The organism is Nocardioides sp., assembly GCF_014360585.1.
GTDB lineage: Bacteria > Actinomycetota > Actinomycetes > Propionibacteriales > Nocardioidaceae > Nocardioides.
The window spans coordinates 21,051-37,349 of sequence record NZ_JACIXG010000026.1; the positions used below are offsets into that span (position 1 = coordinate 21,051).

At 66.7% G+C, this 16,299-nt stretch carries 27 protein-coding genes; 4 read left to right on the forward strand and 23 right to left on the reverse strand.

The window, feature by feature from the left end; genetic code table 11:
* Positions 1–27: 27 nt before the first annotated feature.
* From H5T77_RS10795 to rpsJ, 23 genes are all read right to left on the reverse strand, one after another.
* A complete protein-coding gene (locus tag H5T77_RS10795) occupies positions 28–603 on the reverse strand; it encodes an adenylate kinase (RefSeq protein WP_292648851.1) in 576 nt (191 codons plus the stop codon).
* The gene (gene secY, locus H5T77_RS10800) at positions 600–1,910 is read right to left on the reverse strand and encodes a preprotein translocase subunit SecY (RefSeq protein ID WP_292648855.1); all 1,311 of its coding nucleotides are present in this window, start codon (positions 1,908–1,910) and stop codon (positions 600–602) included. The genes H5T77_RS10795 and secY overlap by 4 nt, the downstream gene beginning before the upstream one ends.
* 183 nt (positions 1,911–2,093) lie before the next feature.
* Positions 2,094–2,534, reverse strand: a complete 441-nt coding sequence (gene rplO / locus H5T77_RS10805) for a 50S ribosomal protein L15 (protein ID WP_292648857.1) — start codon at positions 2,532–2,534, stop codon at positions 2,094–2,096.
* 1 nt (position 2,535) lies between these two features.
* Positions 2,536–2,718, reverse strand: coding sequence for a 50S ribosomal protein L30 (rpmD, locus tag H5T77_RS10810; RefSeq protein WP_008361029.1), 183 nt, complete (start codon positions 2,716–2,718; stop codon positions 2,536–2,538).
* Entirely contained in the window at positions 2,718–3,329 is a 612-nt protein-coding gene (rpsE, locus tag H5T77_RS10815) for a 30S ribosomal protein S5 (protein WP_292648861.1), read from the reverse strand. The genes rpmD and rpsE overlap by 1 nt, the downstream gene beginning before the upstream one ends.
* Before the next feature lie 34 nt (positions 3,330–3,363).
* Positions 3,364–3,747 (reverse strand): 50S ribosomal protein L18, encoded by a 384-nt coding sequence (gene rplR, locus H5T77_RS10820; protein ID WP_292648864.1) that lies wholly within the window; start codon positions 3,745–3,747, stop codon positions 3,364–3,366.
* Complete coding sequence (gene rplF / locus H5T77_RS10825) at positions 3,747–4,301, reverse strand: 50S ribosomal protein L6 (protein WP_292648867.1); 555 nt, start codon at positions 4,299–4,301, stop codon at positions 3,747–3,749. Before rplF ends, rplR begins: the two co-directional genes overlap by 1 nt.
* A gap of 23 nt (positions 4,302–4,324) precedes the next feature.
* Entirely contained in the window at positions 4,325–4,732 is a 408-nt protein-coding gene (gene rpsH / locus H5T77_RS10830) for a 30S ribosomal protein S8 (RefSeq protein WP_179659690.1), read from the reverse strand.
* A gap of 104 nt (positions 4,733–4,836) precedes the next feature.
* Positions 4,837–5,022: a type Z 30S ribosomal protein S14 gene (locus H5T77_RS10835; protein WP_011757321.1), complete on the reverse strand. Its 186-nt coding sequence runs from the start codon at positions 5,020–5,022 to the stop codon at positions 4,837–4,839.
* Between the two features lies 1 nt (position 5,023).
* Complete coding sequence (rplE, locus tag H5T77_RS10840) at positions 5,024–5,584, reverse strand: 50S ribosomal protein L5 (RefSeq protein ID WP_091052391.1); 561 nt, start codon at positions 5,582–5,584, stop codon at positions 5,024–5,026.
* A 2-nt stretch (positions 5,585–5,586) separates the two neighbouring features.
* The gene (rplX, locus tag H5T77_RS10845; protein WP_292648871.1) at positions 5,587–5,946 is read right to left on the reverse strand and encodes a 50S ribosomal protein L24; all 360 of its coding nucleotides are present in this window, start codon (positions 5,944–5,946) and stop codon (positions 5,587–5,589) included.
* The gene (rplN, locus tag H5T77_RS10850) at positions 5,946–6,314 is read right to left on the reverse strand and encodes a 50S ribosomal protein L14 (protein ID WP_008361015.1); all 369 of its coding nucleotides are present in this window, start codon (positions 6,312–6,314) and stop codon (positions 5,946–5,948) included. The genes rplX and rplN overlap by 1 nt, the downstream gene beginning before the upstream one ends.
* Before the next feature lie 172 nt (positions 6,315–6,486).
* Positions 6,487–6,780 carry a 30S ribosomal protein S17 gene (gene rpsQ, locus H5T77_RS10855; RefSeq protein WP_292648876.1) on the reverse strand — a complete coding sequence of 98 codons (294 nt, stop codon included), beginning with the start codon at positions 6,778–6,780 and terminating at the stop codon, positions 6,487–6,489.
* Between the two features lies 1 nt (position 6,781).
* Positions 6,782–7,024 carry a 50S ribosomal protein L29 gene (gene rpmC, locus H5T77_RS10860; protein WP_292648878.1) on the reverse strand — a complete coding sequence of 81 codons (243 nt, stop codon included), beginning with the start codon at positions 7,022–7,024 and terminating at the stop codon, positions 6,782–6,784.
* Positions 7,024–7,443, reverse strand: a complete 420-nt coding sequence (gene rplP, locus H5T77_RS10865) for a 50S ribosomal protein L16 (RefSeq protein ID WP_292648881.1) — start codon at positions 7,441–7,443, stop codon at positions 7,024–7,026. Before rplP ends, rpmC begins: the two co-directional genes overlap by 1 nt.
* 3 nt (positions 7,444–7,446) lie before the next feature.
* Positions 7,447–8,274, reverse strand: a complete 828-nt coding sequence (gene rpsC, locus H5T77_RS10870) for a 30S ribosomal protein S3 (RefSeq protein WP_292648884.1) — start codon at positions 8,272–8,274, stop codon at positions 7,447–7,449.
* Entirely contained in the window at positions 8,274–8,693 is a 420-nt protein-coding gene (gene rplV, locus H5T77_RS10875; RefSeq protein WP_183544367.1) for a 50S ribosomal protein L22, read from the reverse strand. The genes rpsC and rplV overlap by 1 nt, the downstream gene beginning before the upstream one ends.
* Positions 8,690–8,971, reverse strand: coding sequence for a 30S ribosomal protein S19 (gene rpsS, locus H5T77_RS10880; protein WP_008361004.1), 282 nt, complete (start codon positions 8,969–8,971; stop codon positions 8,690–8,692). The genes rplV and rpsS overlap by 4 nt, the downstream gene beginning before the upstream one ends.
* Before the next feature lie 3 nt (positions 8,972–8,974).
* Complete coding sequence (rplB, locus tag H5T77_RS10885) at positions 8,975–9,811, reverse strand: 50S ribosomal protein L2 (protein WP_292648889.1); 837 nt, start codon at positions 9,809–9,811, stop codon at positions 8,975–8,977.
* 16 nt (positions 9,812–9,827) lie between these two features.
* Positions 9,828–10,124 carry a 50S ribosomal protein L23 gene (gene rplW, locus H5T77_RS10890; RefSeq protein ID WP_292648892.1) on the reverse strand — a complete coding sequence of 99 codons (297 nt, stop codon included), beginning with the start codon at positions 10,122–10,124 and terminating at the stop codon, positions 9,828–9,830.
* Complete coding sequence (rplD, locus tag H5T77_RS10895) at positions 10,121–11,020, reverse strand: 50S ribosomal protein L4, sunset domain variant (RefSeq protein ID WP_292648894.1); 900 nt, start codon at positions 11,018–11,020, stop codon at positions 10,121–10,123. The genes rplW and rplD overlap by 4 nt, the downstream gene beginning before the upstream one ends.
* A 2-nt stretch (positions 11,021–11,022) precedes the next feature.
* The gene (gene rplC / locus H5T77_RS10900; RefSeq protein WP_292648896.1) at positions 11,023–11,679 is read right to left on the reverse strand and encodes a 50S ribosomal protein L3; all 657 of its coding nucleotides are present in this window, start codon (positions 11,677–11,679) and stop codon (positions 11,023–11,025) included.
* 10 nt (positions 11,680–11,689) lie between these two features.
* Positions 11,690–11,998 carry a 30S ribosomal protein S10 gene (gene rpsJ, locus H5T77_RS10905; RefSeq protein WP_008360994.1) on the reverse strand — a complete coding sequence of 103 codons (309 nt, stop codon included), beginning with the start codon at positions 11,996–11,998 and terminating at the stop codon, positions 11,690–11,692.
* A 529-nt stretch (positions 11,999–12,527) separates the two neighbouring features.
* Between rpsJ and H5T77_RS10910 the strand changes: the two genes are divergently transcribed.
* From H5T77_RS10910 to H5T77_RS10925, 4 genes are read left to right on the forward strand one after another with little or no spacing between them, the layout of a single operon-like run.
* Positions 12,528–13,532 (forward strand): hypothetical protein, encoded by a 1,005-nt coding sequence (locus H5T77_RS10910; RefSeq protein ID WP_292648898.1) that lies wholly within the window; start codon positions 12,528–12,530, stop codon positions 13,530–13,532.
* The gene (locus H5T77_RS10915) at positions 13,529–14,137 is read left to right on the forward strand and encodes a DUF4129 domain-containing protein (protein ID WP_292648901.1); all 609 of its coding nucleotides are present in this window, start codon (positions 13,529–13,531) and stop codon (positions 14,135–14,137) included. The genes H5T77_RS10910 and H5T77_RS10915 overlap by 4 nt, the downstream gene beginning before the upstream one ends.
* The gene (locus tag H5T77_RS10920; RefSeq protein WP_292648902.1) at positions 14,134–15,297 is read left to right on the forward strand and encodes a DUF4350 domain-containing protein; all 1,164 of its coding nucleotides are present in this window, start codon (positions 14,134–14,136) and stop codon (positions 15,295–15,297) included. Before H5T77_RS10915 ends, H5T77_RS10920 begins: the two co-directional genes overlap by 4 nt.
* Positions 15,294–16,277 carry an AAA family ATPase gene (locus H5T77_RS10925; RefSeq protein ID WP_292648904.1) on the forward strand — a complete coding sequence of 328 codons (984 nt, stop codon included), beginning with the start codon at positions 15,294–15,296 and terminating at the stop codon, positions 16,275–16,277. The genes H5T77_RS10920 and H5T77_RS10925 overlap by 4 nt, the downstream gene beginning before the upstream one ends.
* The last annotated feature ends 22 nt before the right edge of the window (positions 16,278–16,299 follow it).

The following is a 16,299-nucleotide window of genomic DNA, read 5'->3' on the forward strand; positions in this document are numbered from 1 at the left end:
TCCCCCGTTGCGTAAAGATGTTGTGGTTCAGGACTCGTGAACGATGTCGAGCTCATCGAAGATCCGCTTGGTGACATCGTCGACGTCGCCCATGCCGTCGATCTCGTGGACCAGGCCACGGCCCTTGTAGACCTCGATCAGCGGCGCGGTCTCCTCGAGGTAGACCTCCTGGCGGCGGCGGATGACCTCTTCGGTGTCGTCGGAGCGACCCTCGAGCTCAGCACGCTGCAGCAGCCGCTGCACGATCTCGTCCTTGTCGACCGTCAGCACGACCACCGCGTCCAGCGCGTGGCCGGTGAACTTGATCATCCCGTCGAGCTCCTCGACCTGCGCGAGCGTCCGCGGGTATCCGTCGAGCAGGAACCCCTTGGCTGCGTCGGGCTCGTCGATGCGGTTGCGAACCATCAGGTTCATCACCGAGTCCGGGACGTACTCGCCCTTGCTCATGTACGAGTCGGCCTCGACGCCGAGCGGCGTCCCTGCGTCGACGTTCGCCCGGAGGATGTTTCCGGTCGAGATCGCGGGGATGCCGAAGTGCTCGGCGATGAACTTCGCCTGGGTGCCCTTACCGGCACCCGGCGGGCCCATGATGATCAGTCTCATCGGAGGAACCCTTCATAGTTGCGCTGCTGGAGCTGGCTCTCGATCTGCTTCACCGTGTCGAGGGCAACGCCGACCATGATCAGGATCGAGGTGCCACCGAACGGGAAGTTCTGGTTCGCATTGATGAGCGCCAGCGCGATCAGCGGGATGAGCGCAACCAGACCGAGGTAGAGCGAGCCCGGCAGGGTGATGCGGGACAGAACGTAGGACAGATAGTCCTCGGTCGGCTTCCCAGCCCGGATTCCCGGAATGAAGCCGCCGTACTTCTTCATGTTGTCGGCGACCTCCGGCGGGTTGAAGGTGATCGACACGTAGAAGTAGGTGAAGAAGATGATCAGCGCGAAGTACGTCGCCATGTAGATCGGGTGGTCACCCTGGACGAAGTAGTTGTTGATCCAGTCGACCCAGATGGGCGGGTCCTGCGCGTTCTGGTTGAACTGCGCCGCCATCGCCGGAAGGTAGAGCAGCGACGAGGCGAAGATGACCGGGATGACACCGGCCTGGTTCACCTTCAGAGGGATGTACGTCGAGGAGCCGCCGAACATCTTGCGGCCGACCATCCGGCGGGCGTACTGAACCGGGATCCGGCGCTGGGCCTGCTCGATGAAGATGACCGCGGCCATGATCGCCAGACCGATGATGAGCACGATCGCGAAGGTCCACCAGCCCTTGTCGTTCTTGACGGCCCACATGGTGGCCGGGAAGGTGGCGACGACCTGGGTGAAGATCAGGATCGACATACCGTTGCCGATACCGCGCTCGGTGATCAGCTCACCCAGCCACATGATGACGGCGGTGCCGGCGGTCATGGTGACGACCATGACCAGGAAGGTGGCTGTGCCGTCGTCGTGCAGCAGAGGCTGCGTACAACCCTGGAGCAGGTCGCCGGAGCGGGCCAGCGCGACGATGCCGGTGGCCTGCAGGACCGCGAGGCCGAGCGTCAGGTAGCGGGTGTACTGGGTGATCTTCGACTGCCCGGCCTGGCCCTCCTTCTTGAGCCGCTCCAGTCGCGGGATCACCACGACGAGCAGCTGCAAGATGATGCTCGCGGTGATGTACGGCATGATGCCGAGCGCGAAGACGGTCAGCTGCAGCAGCGCCCCGCCGGAGAAGAGATTGACCAGGTTGTAGAGGCCGGCGCTGTCACCGGTCTGGGCTGCGTCAAGACACTGCTGGACGTTCGCGACGTGAACGCCAGGAGCCGGGATCTGAGACCCAGCCCTGAAGATCACGACGATCAGGAGAACGAAGAGCAGCTTCTTGCGCAGGTCCGGGGTACGGAACGCTGATGCGAACGCGCCAAGCACGAATGGATCCTCTTTCGACAATCAGGGGTCGCAGGGCCTGCGCCGATGCGAAAACCCGTGGCAGCCTAACAGCCTCCACGGCAGCTCATGCACGTAGGGCTGAAACAGCGGGAGCGCGGTCGGGACCCCGAAGGGGCGACCCGGCCGCGCTTCCACGTGACAGGCTCTACGTTAGTAGAACTGTCAGAGAACCGTGACAGTTCCGCCAGCGGCCTCGATCTTCTCTTTGGCAGAGCCGGAGAAGGCGTTGGCGCTGATCTCGACCTTGACGGTCAGGTCGCCCTGACCCAGAACCTTGACGGGGAGGTTCTTGCGAACCGCGCCCTTCTCGATGAGCGTCTCGGGGGTGACGGTGCCACCCTCCGGGAACAGCTCGTTGAGCTTGTCGAGGTTGACGACCTGGAACTCCACCTTGAACGGGTTCTTGAACCCCTTCAGCTTGGGGAGCCGCATGTGCATCGGGGTCTGGCCGCCCTCGAAGGCAGCCGGGACCTGGTAGCGGGCCTTGGTGCCCTTGGTGCCGCGACCCGCGGTCTTACCCTTGGACGCCTCACCACGACCTACTCGGGTCTTGGCCTTCCTGGAGCCGGGAGCCGGCGCCAGGTTGTGCACCTTGAGTGCCATATCAGTCGACCTCCTCGACCGTCACCAGGTGACGGACGGTCTGGACCATGCCCCGGATCTCCGGGCGGTCCTCCTTGACGACCACGTCGCCGATCCGCTTGAGACCGAGCGTACGCAGAGTGTCTCGCTGGTTCTGCTTCAGACCAACGAGGCCCTTCTTCTGCTGGACCTTGAGCTGTGCCATCAGGCCGACACCCCCGCCTTGGGCGCCGCAACCTCGGCCTGCGCCTTGAGCAGCGCCTCCGGGGCAACGTCCTCGACCGGGAGACCACGACGCGCGGCAACAGCCTCGGGCGTCTCGAGCATCCGGAGCGCCTCGACCGTCGCGTGGACGATGTTGATCTGGTTGGACGACCCGAGCGACTTGCTCAGGATGTCGTGGATGCCGGCGCACTCCAGGACGGCGCGCACCGGGCCACCGGCGATAACACCGGTCCCAGGAGCGGCCGGGCGGAGCATGACCACACCAGCGGCCTTCTCGCCCTGCACCGGGTGCGGGATCGTGGCCTGGATGCGGGGAACGCGGAAGAAGTTCTTCTTCGCTTCCTCGACACCCTTGGCGATCGCCGCGGGAACTTCCTTCGCCTTACCGTAGCCGACGCCGACCAGACCTTCGCCGTCGCCGACGATCACGAGGGCGGTGAAGCTGAAGCGACGACCACCCTTCACGACCTTGGCAACTCGGTTGATCGCGACGACCTTCTCGATGTAGGCGGTCTTGTCGGCACCTTGGTTGCGACGATCGTCGCGACCTCGGCGCTCGCCACCACGCTGTCCGCGCTGGGCTCCGCTCATCAGACTTTCCTCTTCTCTCGTTCGATCGTTGCGATCAGAAGGTCAGACCGGCCTCGCGCGCGCCATCAGCGAGCGCGGCGACACGGCCGTGGTACTTGTTGCCGGCGCGGTCGAAGACGACGGTCTCGACCCCAGCGGCCTTGGCACGCGACGCGACCAGCTCGCCGACCTGCTTGGCCTTGGCGGTCTTGTCACCGGAGGCGGACCGCAGGTCGCCCTCGATGGTCGAAGCCGAGGCAAGCGTCTTGCCGGCCAGGTCGTCCACGACCTGGGCGGTGATGTGCTTGGCCGACCGGGTCACGACGAGGCGCGGGCGCGCCGGCGTACCCTCGATCTTCTTGCGACCGCGGGCCTGACGACGCAGGCGCGAGCGGACACGGGAAGCGGTGTGCTTGTTGTTCGACAGCGAGATGGCCATCACTTACCAGCCTTTCCGACCTTGCGGCGGATGTTCTCGCCGGCGTAACGAACGCCCTTGCCCTTGTAGGGCTCCGGCTTGCGCAGCTTGCGAATGTTGGCCGCAACCTCACCGACGAGCTGCTTGTCGATGCCGACGACGCCGAGCTTGGTCGGACCGTCGGTGGTGAAGGTGATGCCTTCGGGGGCGTCGAAGACGATCGAGTGCGAGTAACCGAGCTGGAACTCCAGCTTGGTCGGACCCTTCGACAGGACGCGGTAACCCACGCCGACGATCTCGAGCTTCTTCTCGTAGCCCTCGGTGACACCCAGGACCATGTTGTTGACCAGCGTGCGGGACAGGCCGTGGAGGGCCTTGTTGTCCCGGCTGTCGTCGGGGCGCTTGACGTCGAGGACGTTACGGCCCTCGTCGTCCTGAGCCTTCTCGACGGTGATCGGGTCGACCACGGTGTGCGACAGGGAGCCCTTGGGGCCCTTGACGCTCACAACCTGGCCATCGATGGTGACGTCCACGCCGGCCGGAACCAGGACGGGGAGCTTGCCAATACGCGACATGTTCTTCTCTCTCCCTTCCCTGATTACCAGACGTAGGCGAGGACTTCCCCACCTACGCCCTTCTTGTTCGCCTGGCGGTCGGTCAGCAGACCCTGGCTCGTCGAGATGATCGCGACGCCGAGGCCGCCGAGCACCTTGGGGAGACCGGTGTGCTTCGCGTAGACACGCAGACCGGGCTTGCTGATGCGGCGTACGCCGGCGATCGAGCGCTCACGGTTGCGGCCGTACTTGAGGGTGATGGTCAGGGTCTTGCCGACCTGGCCCTCGGTGGGCTCCAGCACCTCGTACTTGGTGATGTAGCCCTCCTGCTGGAGGATCTCAGCGACGCCCTGCTTCAGCTTGCTGTACGGCATCGAAACCGTATCGTGGAACGCCTGGTTGGCGTTGCGCAGACGAGTGAGCATGTCTGCGATCGGGTCAGTCATCGTCATTGGCCGAACGGCCCTTTCTCGTAGTGGTTTCCTCGCGACACAAAGCCACGAGGACCTTCAACGTCAGTGGTTGTGGTGAATCTGGTGATCGAGCCTGTCGAGATTCACCAGGAGGACTTGGTGACGCCGGGCAGCTCGCCGCGGTGGGCCATCTCACGCAGGCAGATACGGCACAGGCCGAACTTGCGGTAGACAGCCTTCGGGCGGCCGCAGCGCTGGCAGCGGGTGTAACCGCGAACCGCGAACTTCGGCTTGCGGGCGGCCTTCACCTTGAGAGCGGTCTTCGCCATCTCAGTTCTCCTTGAACGGGAAGCCGAGCGCCTTGAGCAGCGCGCGACCCTGGTCGTCATTGGTGGCGGTCGTCACGAGGGTGATGTCCATGCCCCGCGAGCGGTCGATCTTGTCCTGGTTGATCTCGTGGAACATGACCTGCTCGGTGAGACCGAAGGTGTAGTTGCCGTTGCCGTCGAACTGCTTGCCGTTGAGGCCGCGGAAGTCCCTGATTCGGGGCAGCGCGAGCGAGAGCAGGCGGTCGAGGAACTCCCACATCCGGTCGCCGCGCAGCGTGACGTGCGCACCGATCGGCATGCCCTCGCGCAGCTTGAACTGCGCGATGGACTTCTTCGCCTTGTTGATCAGCGGCTTCTGGCCGGTGATCGCGGTCAGGTCGTTGACAGCGCCCTCGATCAGCTTGGAGTCGCGAGCAGCCTCGCCCACACCCATGTTGACGACGATCTTGGTCAGACCGGGGATCTGCATGACGTTCGGGATCTCGAACTCGGCCTGCAGGGCCGGGGCGATCTCCTCGCGGTACTTCGTCTTGAGGCGCGGGGCCACAGCGGTGTCGGTCATGATCAGATGTCCTTACCGGTCTTGCGCGAGATGCGAACACTGCGCTCGGCGGCGTAGGTCGAACCGTCGGCGCGACGCTTCTGAACCGTCTCACGGCGGTAGCCGACGCGAACCGGCTCGCCACCCTCGAGCAGCTGGACGTTGGAAACGTGGATCGGGGCCTCGGTGGTCACGATGCCGCCGGTCATGCCGGCGCGGCCGCCCTGGTCCTGGACCTTGGTGTGCTTCTTGATGAGGTTGATGCCCTCGACAATCACACGGTCCTCTTCGGTGAAGACAGCGATCACCTTGCCGGAGCCGCCCTTGTCCTTACCAGCGATCACCTTGACGGTGTCGCCCTTCTTGATGTGCGAGCGACCCATCACAGCACCTCCGGCGCGAGCGAGATGATCTTCATGAACTTCTTGTCGCGCAGCTCACGGCCAACCGGGCCGAAGATGCGGGTGCCTCGCGGCTCGCCGTCGTTCTTGAGAATGACGGCGGCGTTCTCGTCGAAGCGGATGTACGAGCCGTCAGCGCGGCGGCGCTCCTTGACGGTGCGCACGATGACGGCCTTGACGACGTCACCCTTCTTCACGTTGCCACCGGGGATAGCGTCCTTGACGGTGGCGACGATGGTGTCGCCGATGCCGGCGTAGCGACGACCGGAACCGCCGAGCACACGAATGCAAAGGATCTCCTTCGCACCAGTGTTGTCGGCGACCTTGAGTCGCGACTCCTGCTGGATCATTACTTCTCCTTGTCGAGCTGGTTCTCTCCCCGCTCCAGGGCGGGTGAGCCTTGCCGAACGTAATGGGATTTGATGGGCACAGGCCCAGCGAACAATGGTCGCTGGACCTGCACCCTTTGGTCAATTTGGCGACGTTTGTCGCCGGCCGGATCCGTCGCGTGTGCGACGAGGATCACTTGGCGCGCTCGACGACCTCGACGAGGCGCCACCGCTTGGTCGCGGACAGCGGCCGGGTCTCCATGACCAGGACGCGGTCGCCGACGCCGGCGGTGTTCTGCTCGTCGTGAGCCTTGAGCTTGCTGCTGCGGCGCATGACCTTGCCGTAGAGCGGGTGCTTCACGCGGTCCTCGACCTCGACGACGATGGTCTTGTCCATCTTGTCGCCGACGACGAGGCCCTCGCGCACCTTGCGCGTGTTGCGCTCAGTGCCCTCGGTGGGCTCTGCCTGGGTGGACTCTGTAGCCATCTCAGGCCTCCTCAGTGGTCTCGGCGCCCGGGGCCACGCGGATGCCGAGCTCGCGCTCACGCACCACGGTGTAGATCCGGGCGATGTCCTTCTTGACGGTGCGGAGCCGACCGTGGCTCTCCAGCTGGCCGGTGGCCGCCTGGAACCGGAGGTTGAACAGCTCCTCCTTCGCCTCGCGCAGCTTCGCCTCGAGGTCGACGTCGGTGAGCTCGTCCAGCTCGAACGCCTGCAGGGAGTTAGCCATCAGAACTCACCAGCCTCTCGCGTGATGAAACGGCACTTCATGGGCAGCTTGTGCATCGCGCGGCGCATGGCCTCGCGAGCCGTGTTCTCGTCGACACCGGAGAGCTCGAACATGACGCGGCCCGGCTTGACGTTGGCAACCCACCACTCGGGCGAGCCCTTACCGGAACCCATGCGGGTCTCAGCGGGCTTCTTGGTCAGCGGGACGTCGGGGTAGATGTTGATCCACACCTTGCCGCCTCGCTTGATGTGACGAGTCATCGCGATACGCGCTGCCTCGATCTGGCGGTTGGTCACGTAGTGACCCTCGATCGCCTGGATGCCGTACTCACCAAACGCGAGCTTCGTGCCACCCTTGGCCATACCAGTGCGCTTCGGGTGGTGCTGCTTGCGGTGCTTGACTCGACGGGGCATCAGCATGGGTCAGCCCTCCTGGGTCGTGGTCTCGGCGGCGGGAGCCTCAGCGGCAGCCGGCGCCTCAGTCTTCGCCGCGCGGTCAGCGCGGTTCGGGCGGTCACCACGGGTGCCACGCGACGGACGGTCGTTGCGGCCACCGCGACGATCGTTGCCACCGCGACCCGGGACGCCCGCACGGGCGGCCTGGGCGGCCTGACGCTCAGCGCGCGAGCCGGAGACCTCGCCCTTGTAGATCCAGACCTTCACGCCGATACGGCCGAAGGTCGTGCGGGCCTCGTAGAAGCCGTAGTCGATGTCGGCACGCAGCGTGTGCAGCGGAACGCGGCCCTCGCGGTAGAACTCGGTACGCGACATCTCGGCGCCGTTCAGACGACCCGAGCACTGGATCCGGATGCCCTTGGCACCGGAGCGCATGGTGGTCTGCATGGCCTTGCGCATCGCGCGACGGAACTGCACGCGACCGCTGAGCTGCTCAGCGACACCCTGGGCGACCAGCTGAGCGTCGACCTCGGGGTTCTTGACCTCGAGGATGTTCAGCTGCACCTGCTTGCCGGTGAGCTTCTCCAACTCGGTCCGGAGGCGGTCGGCCTCGGCGCCGCGGCGGCCGATGACGATCCCGGGACGCGCGGTGTGGATGTCCACACGGACGCGGTCACGGGTGCGCTCGATCTCGACCTTGGAGATGCCGGCCCGCTCCATGCCCTTGCTGAGCAGCTTGCGGATGTTGACGTCCTCGCCGACGTACTCCTTGTACTGCTTGTCGGCGTACCAACGCGACTTGTGGTCGGTCGAGATGCCCAGGCGGAAGCCGTTCGGGTTGATCTTCTGACCCATTACTTCTTACCGCCCTTCTCGACGACGTCGGCCGGCTGCACGACCAGGGTGATGTGCGAGGTCCGCTTGTTGATGCGGGTCGCACGACCCTGGGCGCGGGGACGCCAGCGCTTCATGGTCGGACCTTCGTCGACCATGGCGACCGAGACGACGAGGTCGTCACGGTCCAGACCCTCGGCCGACACCGCGTTGGCGATGGCGCTCTCGAGGACCTTGTAGACAGTCTCAGAGGCTGCCTGCGGCGCGAACTGCAGCAGGGACAGGGCCTCGTCGACGGGCAGACCGCGAACCATGTCGACGACCCGGCGCGCCTTCATCGGAGTGATCCGCACGAAGCGGGCACTCGCGAAGGCACCCGGCTGGTCGCCGAGCAGGGACTCGCGGCGGGCGCTTACGCGCACACGCTCGGTGGTGCTCATCGACGCCGTCCCTTCCGATCGTCCTTGATGTGACCCTTGAAAGTGCGGGTCGGTGCGAACTCGCCCAGCTTGTGACCGACCATCGAGTCGGAGACGAAGACCGGGACATGCTTGCGACCGTCGTGCACCGCGATGGTGTGACCGATCATCTCGGGCACGATCATCGAGCGGCGCGACCAGGTCTTGATCACGTTGTGGGTGCCCTTCTCGTTCTCGGCGTCGACCTTCTTCTGAAGGTGATCGTCGATGAAGGGGCCCTTCTTCAGGCTGCGAGGCATTGCTTACTTCCTACCCTTCCCGCTCTTACGGCGGCGGATGATCTGCGAGTCAGAGGCCTTGCGCTTACGCGTGCGGCCCTCGGGCTTACCCCAGGGGCTGACCGGGTGACGGCCACCAGAGGTCTTACCCTCACCACCACCGTGCGGGTGGTCGACCGGGTTCATGACGACACCACGGACGGTCGGGCGAACGCCCTTCCACCGCATCCGGCCGGCCTTGCCCCAGTTGATGTTCGACTGCTCGGCGTTGCCGACCTGGCCGACGGTGGCGCGGCAGCGCACATCGACGAAGCGCATCTCACCCGAGGGCATACGCAGCGTGGCCTTGGAGCCCTCACGGGCGACCAGCTGGGCGCTCATACCGGCGGAGCGGGCGATCTTCGCGCCGCCCCCCGGACGCAGCTCAACATTGTGGATGGTGGTACCAACCGGGATGTTGCGCAGCGGCAGGTTGTTGCCGGGCTTGATGTCAGCGGCGGGGCCGGACTCCACGACGGTGCCCTGCGAGACGCCGACGGGCGCGAGGATGTAACGCTTCTCGCCGTCGAAGTAGTGCAGCAGGGCGATGCGGGCGGTGCGGTTCGGGTCGTACTCGATGTGAGCGACCTTGGCCGGGACACCGTCCTTGTCGTAGCGACGGAAGTCGATGATCCGGTACGCACGCTTGTGACCGCCACCGATGTGGCGAGTCGTGATGCGACCCTGGTTGTTGCGGCCGCCCTTTTTGGGAAGGGGCTTGGTCAGCGACTTCTCCGGCGTGGTCCGAGTGATCTCGGCGAAGTCGGCCACCGACGAGCCACGACGGCCCGGGGTGGTCGGCTTGTACTTACGAATAGCCATGTTCAGTCAGTCCTTCTCACGCGCCGAAGATATCGATGCGGTCGCCCTCAGCCAGGGAGACGATCGCGCGCTTGGTGTCGGGGCGCTTGCCCAGGCCGTAACGAGTACGACGGGCCTTGCCCTTGCGGTTGATCGTGTTGACCGAGGTCACCTTGACGTCGAACACCTTCTCGACCGCGATCTTGATCTCGGTCTTGTTCGCGTCAGGGCGAACGACGAAGGTGTACTTGTTCTGGTCGAGGAGGCCGTAGCTCTTCTCGGAGACCACGGGCGCGATCAGGATGTCGCGGGGGTCGTAGTGCAGCGTGCTCACTTGTCAGCCTCCTCAGCCTTCTTCTTGCCGGCCTCGACGAAGCCTGCGGCGATGGCGTCCTCGGCGGACTTGAAGTAGAACTCCGCCTTGGTGGACTCGTACCAACGGCCGCCCGGGGCGTGGAACTTCTTGTCCTTGCCCTTGACGTTGCCCTTGATCTCGAAGCCCTCGGGAGCCGAGCCGTCCTCGAGCGGCGCGACAGCGCCCTCGGGGAGGTCGTTCTCGTCGGCGGGCTCGACAGCGGCCTTCTTGCTCGCGTCCTTCTCGACCTCACCGATGGTGACGGTCTCCTTGGCAGCGACGACCGGCTTGCCCGAGACGAAGATCTCGTAGGCCGGCTTGGAGAAGACAACATCGTCGGAGACGAGGACGTCGTAGGTGTTGAGCTGGTCGGCCCAGAGCAGGTGAACCTCGGGCACGTTGCGCAGGCTCAGCGCGGCGACGGACTCGGAGCGGTCCAGGACGACGAGGTAACGCTTGACGTCCGAGATCGCCTTGAGGGCGGTCAGCGCGGTCTTGGTCGAGGGCGCCTCGAGGGCGAACTCGGCGACGTGGATCTGGCCGGCACGTGCCCGGTCGGAGAGGGCTCCGCGGAGAGCCGCGGCCTTCATCTTCTTGGGGGTGCGCTGGCTGTAGTCACGCGGCTGCGGGCCGTGGACGATGCCACCACCGGCGAACTGCGGCGCACGGGTCGAACCCTGGCGGGCGCGACCGGTGCCCTTCTGCTTGTAGGGCTTGCGGCCACCGCCGCGGACTTCGCCGCGGGTCTTGGTGGAGTGCGTGCCCTGGCGTGCAGCAGCCTGCTGCGCGACGACGACCTGGTGGATCAGCGGGATGTTGACCTCAACATCGAAGATCTCAGCCGGGAAGTCGACCTTGACGGTCTTGATAGCCATGATCAGGCCTCCAGCTTCTTAGCAGCCGAGCGGAGGACCACGAGACCACCCTTGGGGCCAGGAATGGCGCCCTTGACCAGGATGAGGCCCTTCTCGGTGTCGACGGCGTGCACGGTCAGGTTCTGGGTGGTGACGGTGTCAGTACCCATGTGACCGGCCATGCGGACGCCCTTGAAGACGCGACCGGGCGTGGCGCAAGCGCCGATCGATCCCGGCTTGCGGTGGTTGCGGTGAGCACCGTGGGAGGCACCGACGCCGTGGAAGCCGTGACGCTTCATGACACCCGCGAAACCCTTGCCCTTCGAGGTGCCCGTCACGTCGATCTCCTCGCCGATGGCGAAGGTGTCGACGGGGAGCTCCTGGCCGGCGGCGTAGGACGCGGCGTCGGCGGTGCGGATCTCAGCCAGGTGACGGCGCGGCGTGGTGCCGGCCTTCACGAACTGGCCGGCGCCCGGCTTGTTCACCTTGCGGCCGTCGATCTCGCCGTAGCCGATCTGCACGGCGTTGTAGCCGTCGACCTCGGGGGTGCGGACCTGCGTCACGACGTTGGTGTTCGCCGCGATGACGGTCACAGGGACGACGATGTTGTTCTCGTCCCACAGCTGGGTCATGCCGAGCTTGGTGCCCAGGAGACCCTTCACGTTGCGTTCGATCGTCATGTCGTCAACCTCAGAGCTTGATCTCGATGTCGACACCAGCAGGCAGGTCGAGCCGCATGAGGGAGTCAACAGTCTTCGGGGTCGGGTCGATGATGTCGATGAGGCGCTTGTGGGTGCGCATCTCGAAGTGCTCGCGCGAGTCCTTGTACTTGTGGGGCGAGCGGATGACGCAGTACACGTTCTTCTCGGTCGGCAGCGGCACCGGGCCGGCGACCTTGGCACCCGTACGGGTGACCGTGTCCACGATCTTTCGCGCCGAGGTGTCGATCACCTCGTGGTCATAGGCCTTGAGCCTGATGCGGATCTTCTGTCCCGCCATCTGTCTCTCTCGTCCTTCTTGGTCAGCGTGCCGCGTGCTACAGGCTTCCTCCGGCTGAGTCGGCCCGGTTGCTCACCTCTGGCTCCGACCCCCGCGGTCGGGCGTGTCGCGGATGATGTTCAGAGGAACACCAATGCAAACAACGCCGACGTCACGTCGGGACTTTCACCATCAGCTTCACTGGAACCACGCCTTCGGGATGGGCACACGGCGACCACAGACCACATCCGGACAGGCTGACAGCCTGCTCAGGTGACGCGATTCAGTAGTCAAGGTGTGCGCACCCCAGCGAACGTTCACTGGAGCAACCAGAGAATCTTGGCACGCGTACGCAGGTGGCTCCAAATCAACGATGTCCTCTGGGTCGCTCTGAGAGGATGCCCCCAACCGAGCGAGATCGCCGGTCGTCGTGACGAGGAGCATCAGGATGTCAGGAGCGTGGCCACCCCCACCGGGTGAGCAACCTCAGCAGGGTGCGGCCGACCCGTCCACCCCTCCCCCACCGGGCCAGCCGGCGCACCCTCAGCAGGTGCATCCTCACCCCGCCCAACCGACGTGGACGCAGCCGCTGCCCCCTGCCCACAAGCCAGGAGCGATCCCGCTGCGCCCGCTGGGCCTCGGCGACATCCTCGACGGCGCCTTCCGGCTCGTCCGTTTCAACCCGGGCGCCACGGTCGGCGCCTCGGTCCTCGTGGCCGCGGTGGCGATGGCCATCCCGCTGGGGGTGAGCGCGGCGATGACCTTCTCCGGCGACAGCCTGGATTGGTTCGGGGCCACCCTCGAGGACCCCGACTACGCGCCCAGCAATTCCGAGATCCTCAGCATCGTGGCGGCCGTCGGCTCCCTCGTCCTCGGCACGATCCTGCAGGTGATCGGCGCGATCCTTGTCGCCGGGATGATCTCCCACGTGGCCCACGCCGCCGCGATCGGCCGCAAGCTCACCCTCGGCCAGGCCTGGACAGCGACCCACGGCAACCGCTGGCGGCTGATCGGGCTCGCGCTGCTGACCACGCTGGTCTTCATCCTGGTCCTGGCGGTCGCGATCACGCCCGTGGTCGTGGCCGCCGTGGTCGTCGACAGCCCCGTCCCGGCCATCCTGGTCGGGATCCTGATGTTCCTGCTGCTGATCGCGGTCTTCCTCTTCCTGACGGTGCGGCTCTACCTGCTCTCGGTGCCGTCGCTGATGCTCGAGAACACCGGTGTCTTCGGCGCCATCGGCCGGGCCTGGCGGCTGTCGGCACGCCAGTTCTGGCGACTCTTCGGGATCTGGCTGCTGGCCAGCATCATCGTCGGCTTCGTCTCCCAGATCGTCGCCTTCCCGATCAGCATGGTCGCCAGCGTGGTCGGCGTCGTTCAGCCGGACCTCTACTTCTTCGCGACCATCGCCGGCAGCGCCGTCTCGACCGTCGTCGCTGCCGCGATCGTGGCTCCGTTCAGCGGCGCGGTGACCAACCTGCAGTATCTCGACCAGCGTATCCGCAAGGAGTCCTACGAGGTCGAGCTGATGGAGCAGGCCGGGCTGCTGAGCAGATGATCCTCCTACAGACACCTCCACTGGATCCGTCGCCCGAGGAGGGTCGCTCCTGGCTCCGGCGCGAGCTGGCCGACCCGGAGTACCACGAGCTCGACCTCGTCGAGCAGATCCTGCGTTGGATCGAGCGCACCCTGTCCGGTGGCATCCCGTCAGCGGGCGACGTGCCGTGGGCGCAGACCGTCGCCGCCATGGTCGTCTTCGCGGTGATCCTGGTCGGGCTCGGCCTGCTGGTCTCACGCGCCCGCCGCAGTCCGCGGGCAGCCCGCGACCGCGACGGGGACGTGCTCACCGACGAGTCGCTGTCGGCGGCCGCCCTCCGGGAGCGGGCCGAGGCTGCGTACGCGTCAGGGGACCATGGCGCCGCCGTGATCGACGGTTTCCGGGCGCTGGCCAGGCGTCAGGTCGAGCGCGGCCGGCTCGCGGAGGACCTGGGGCTGACCGCGGCCGAGGTCGCGGCGAGCCTGGAGCGGGAGATGTCGCTCGATGGCCGGGCCGGCCGGGCCGCGGAGCTGTTCAACGAGGTGCTCTACGGCAATCACCCCGCCACGCGTGAGCAGGCCGAGGGCGTGCTGGCTCTCGAGCAGGAGCTGGCGGTGAGCCGATGAGCACCACGACCGACGAGGTCTCGACAGGCTCGACCACCGGGCGGCCAGGCTCGACCACCGGCTCGGCCGGCTGGTTCCGCCGGCACCGTCCGTTGCTGGCTGTCACGCTGGCCTTCGTGGTCGCGGTCACCCTGGCCTACATCGCGACGCCGAAGGGCGGGGAGTCCTTCGCCCCCTACGACCCCGAGAGCCCCGATCCCGACGGCACCCGGGCGCTGGTCCGGGTGCTCGAGGACCACGGGGTCGAGATCGACGTCGTCCGGTCCGCCAAGCGACTCGAGAGCGCCGAGATCGGACAGGACACGACGGTCTTCGTGACCGGCACCGACGCGCTCGGCAAGAACACCGCCACCAGGCTGCGCGACCGCACCGACGACGCCGACCTGATCCTCTCCGACCCCCCGCCTTACGTCTCGGCGATGCTCGACATCCCCTACGCGCTCTCCCAGACGCCCGAGACGATCGAGGCGGACTGCGACGACCCGCGCTGGGAGGGACTCAGCATCCAGGCCGACGCGGTCACCGCGTACGACGCCGGCTCCTGCTTCCCGCACGAGGGCGGTGCGGTGCTCGCGCCCGCCGACGGGCTCACCGTCTGGGGCGCGCCACAGGTGCTGACCAACGACCAGATCCTGCGGGCGGACAACGCCGCGGTGGCGCTGCGGCTGCTGGGCGGCAACGACCGCCTGGTCTGGTACATCCCCTCCTTCGACGACCTCGCTCCCGACGAGACCCACTCCGCCGGGTCGCTGCTGCCGGACTGGATCAGGCCGGCCCTGTGGATCCTGCTGCTCGCGGTCGTGGCCTTCGCGCTCGCCCGCGGGCGACGGCTGGGTCCGCTGGCGGTGGAGCCGCTGCCGGTCCATGTCCGCGCCGCGGAGACCACCCGCAGCCTGGGCAGGCTCTACCGCCGCTCCGGCGACCGCGCCCACGCAGCGACGACGCTTCGGCACGCCGCCCGCGCCCGCCTCGCCCGGCGGCTGCGGCTGGACCGCGATGCCAGCACGGAGGCCGTCGTACGCGCCGTCGTCCATCGCACCGGACGATCCGACCTCGAGGTCTCCGCGCTGCTCACCGACTCTCCGATGAAGAACGACCAGGACCTGATCACGCTGGCCAACGCGCTGGCGGCCCTTGAGGAAGAGGTACGACACCCATGACCCAATCCGAGACCATGTCCCACGTGTCGCCAGACGCCGCGCGCGAGCGCCTCACCGCGGTCAGGGCCGAGGTCGCCAAGGCGGTCGTCGGGCAGGATGCCGCGGTCTCCGGGCTGCTGGTCGCCCTGGCGTGCGGCGGCCACGTGCTCATGGAGGGCGTGCCCGGCACCGCCAAGACCCTGCTGGTGCGGTCGCTGTCGGCGGCGCTCTCCGTGGAGACCCGGCGGGTGCAGTTCACCCCCGACCTGATGCCCGGTGACATCACCGGTTCGATGGTGGTCGAGTCCTCCCACGGCTCGCTGACGTTCCGGGAAGGACCGGTCTTCACCAACCTGCTCCTCGCCGACGAGATCAACCGCACCCCGCCGAAGACGCAGTCGGCGCTGCTCGAGGCGATGGAGGAGGGGCAGGTCTCGGTCGACGGGGTCACCCGGCCGCTGCCGAAGCCGTTCCTGGTGGCCGCGACCCAGAACCCCATCGAGTACGAGGGCGTCTACCCGCTCCCCGAGGCTCAGCTGGACCGGTTCCTGCTCAAGGTCGTCCTGCCCGTGCCCGAGCGCGCCGACGAGGTGCAGATCCTCACCCGACACGCCTCCGGCTTCGACCCGCGCGACGTCGCCGCTGCCGGGGTCACGGCAGTGGCGTCGGGCGCCGACATCGAGGCCGCCCGCCGGTTGGTCGGCTCGGTCCAGGTCTCCCCCGAGGTCACCGGCTACATCGTCGACATCGCCCGGGCGACCCGCGAGTCCCCGTCGCTGTCCGCCGGGGTGTCGCCGCGTGGCGCCACCGCGCTGCTCCGCGCCGCGCGCGCCTGGGCGTGGCTCGCGGGTCGTGACTTCGTCACCCCGGACGATGTGAAGTCGCTGGCCCACGCCACTCTCGCCCACCGACTGGCCCTGCGCCCCGAGGCCGAGCTCGAGGGCGTCCAGGTCTCCCAGGTCCTCTCCTCCGCCATCGGCGCCGTCCCCGTCCCCCGATGACCATGCCCCGAGAAGTCATCTT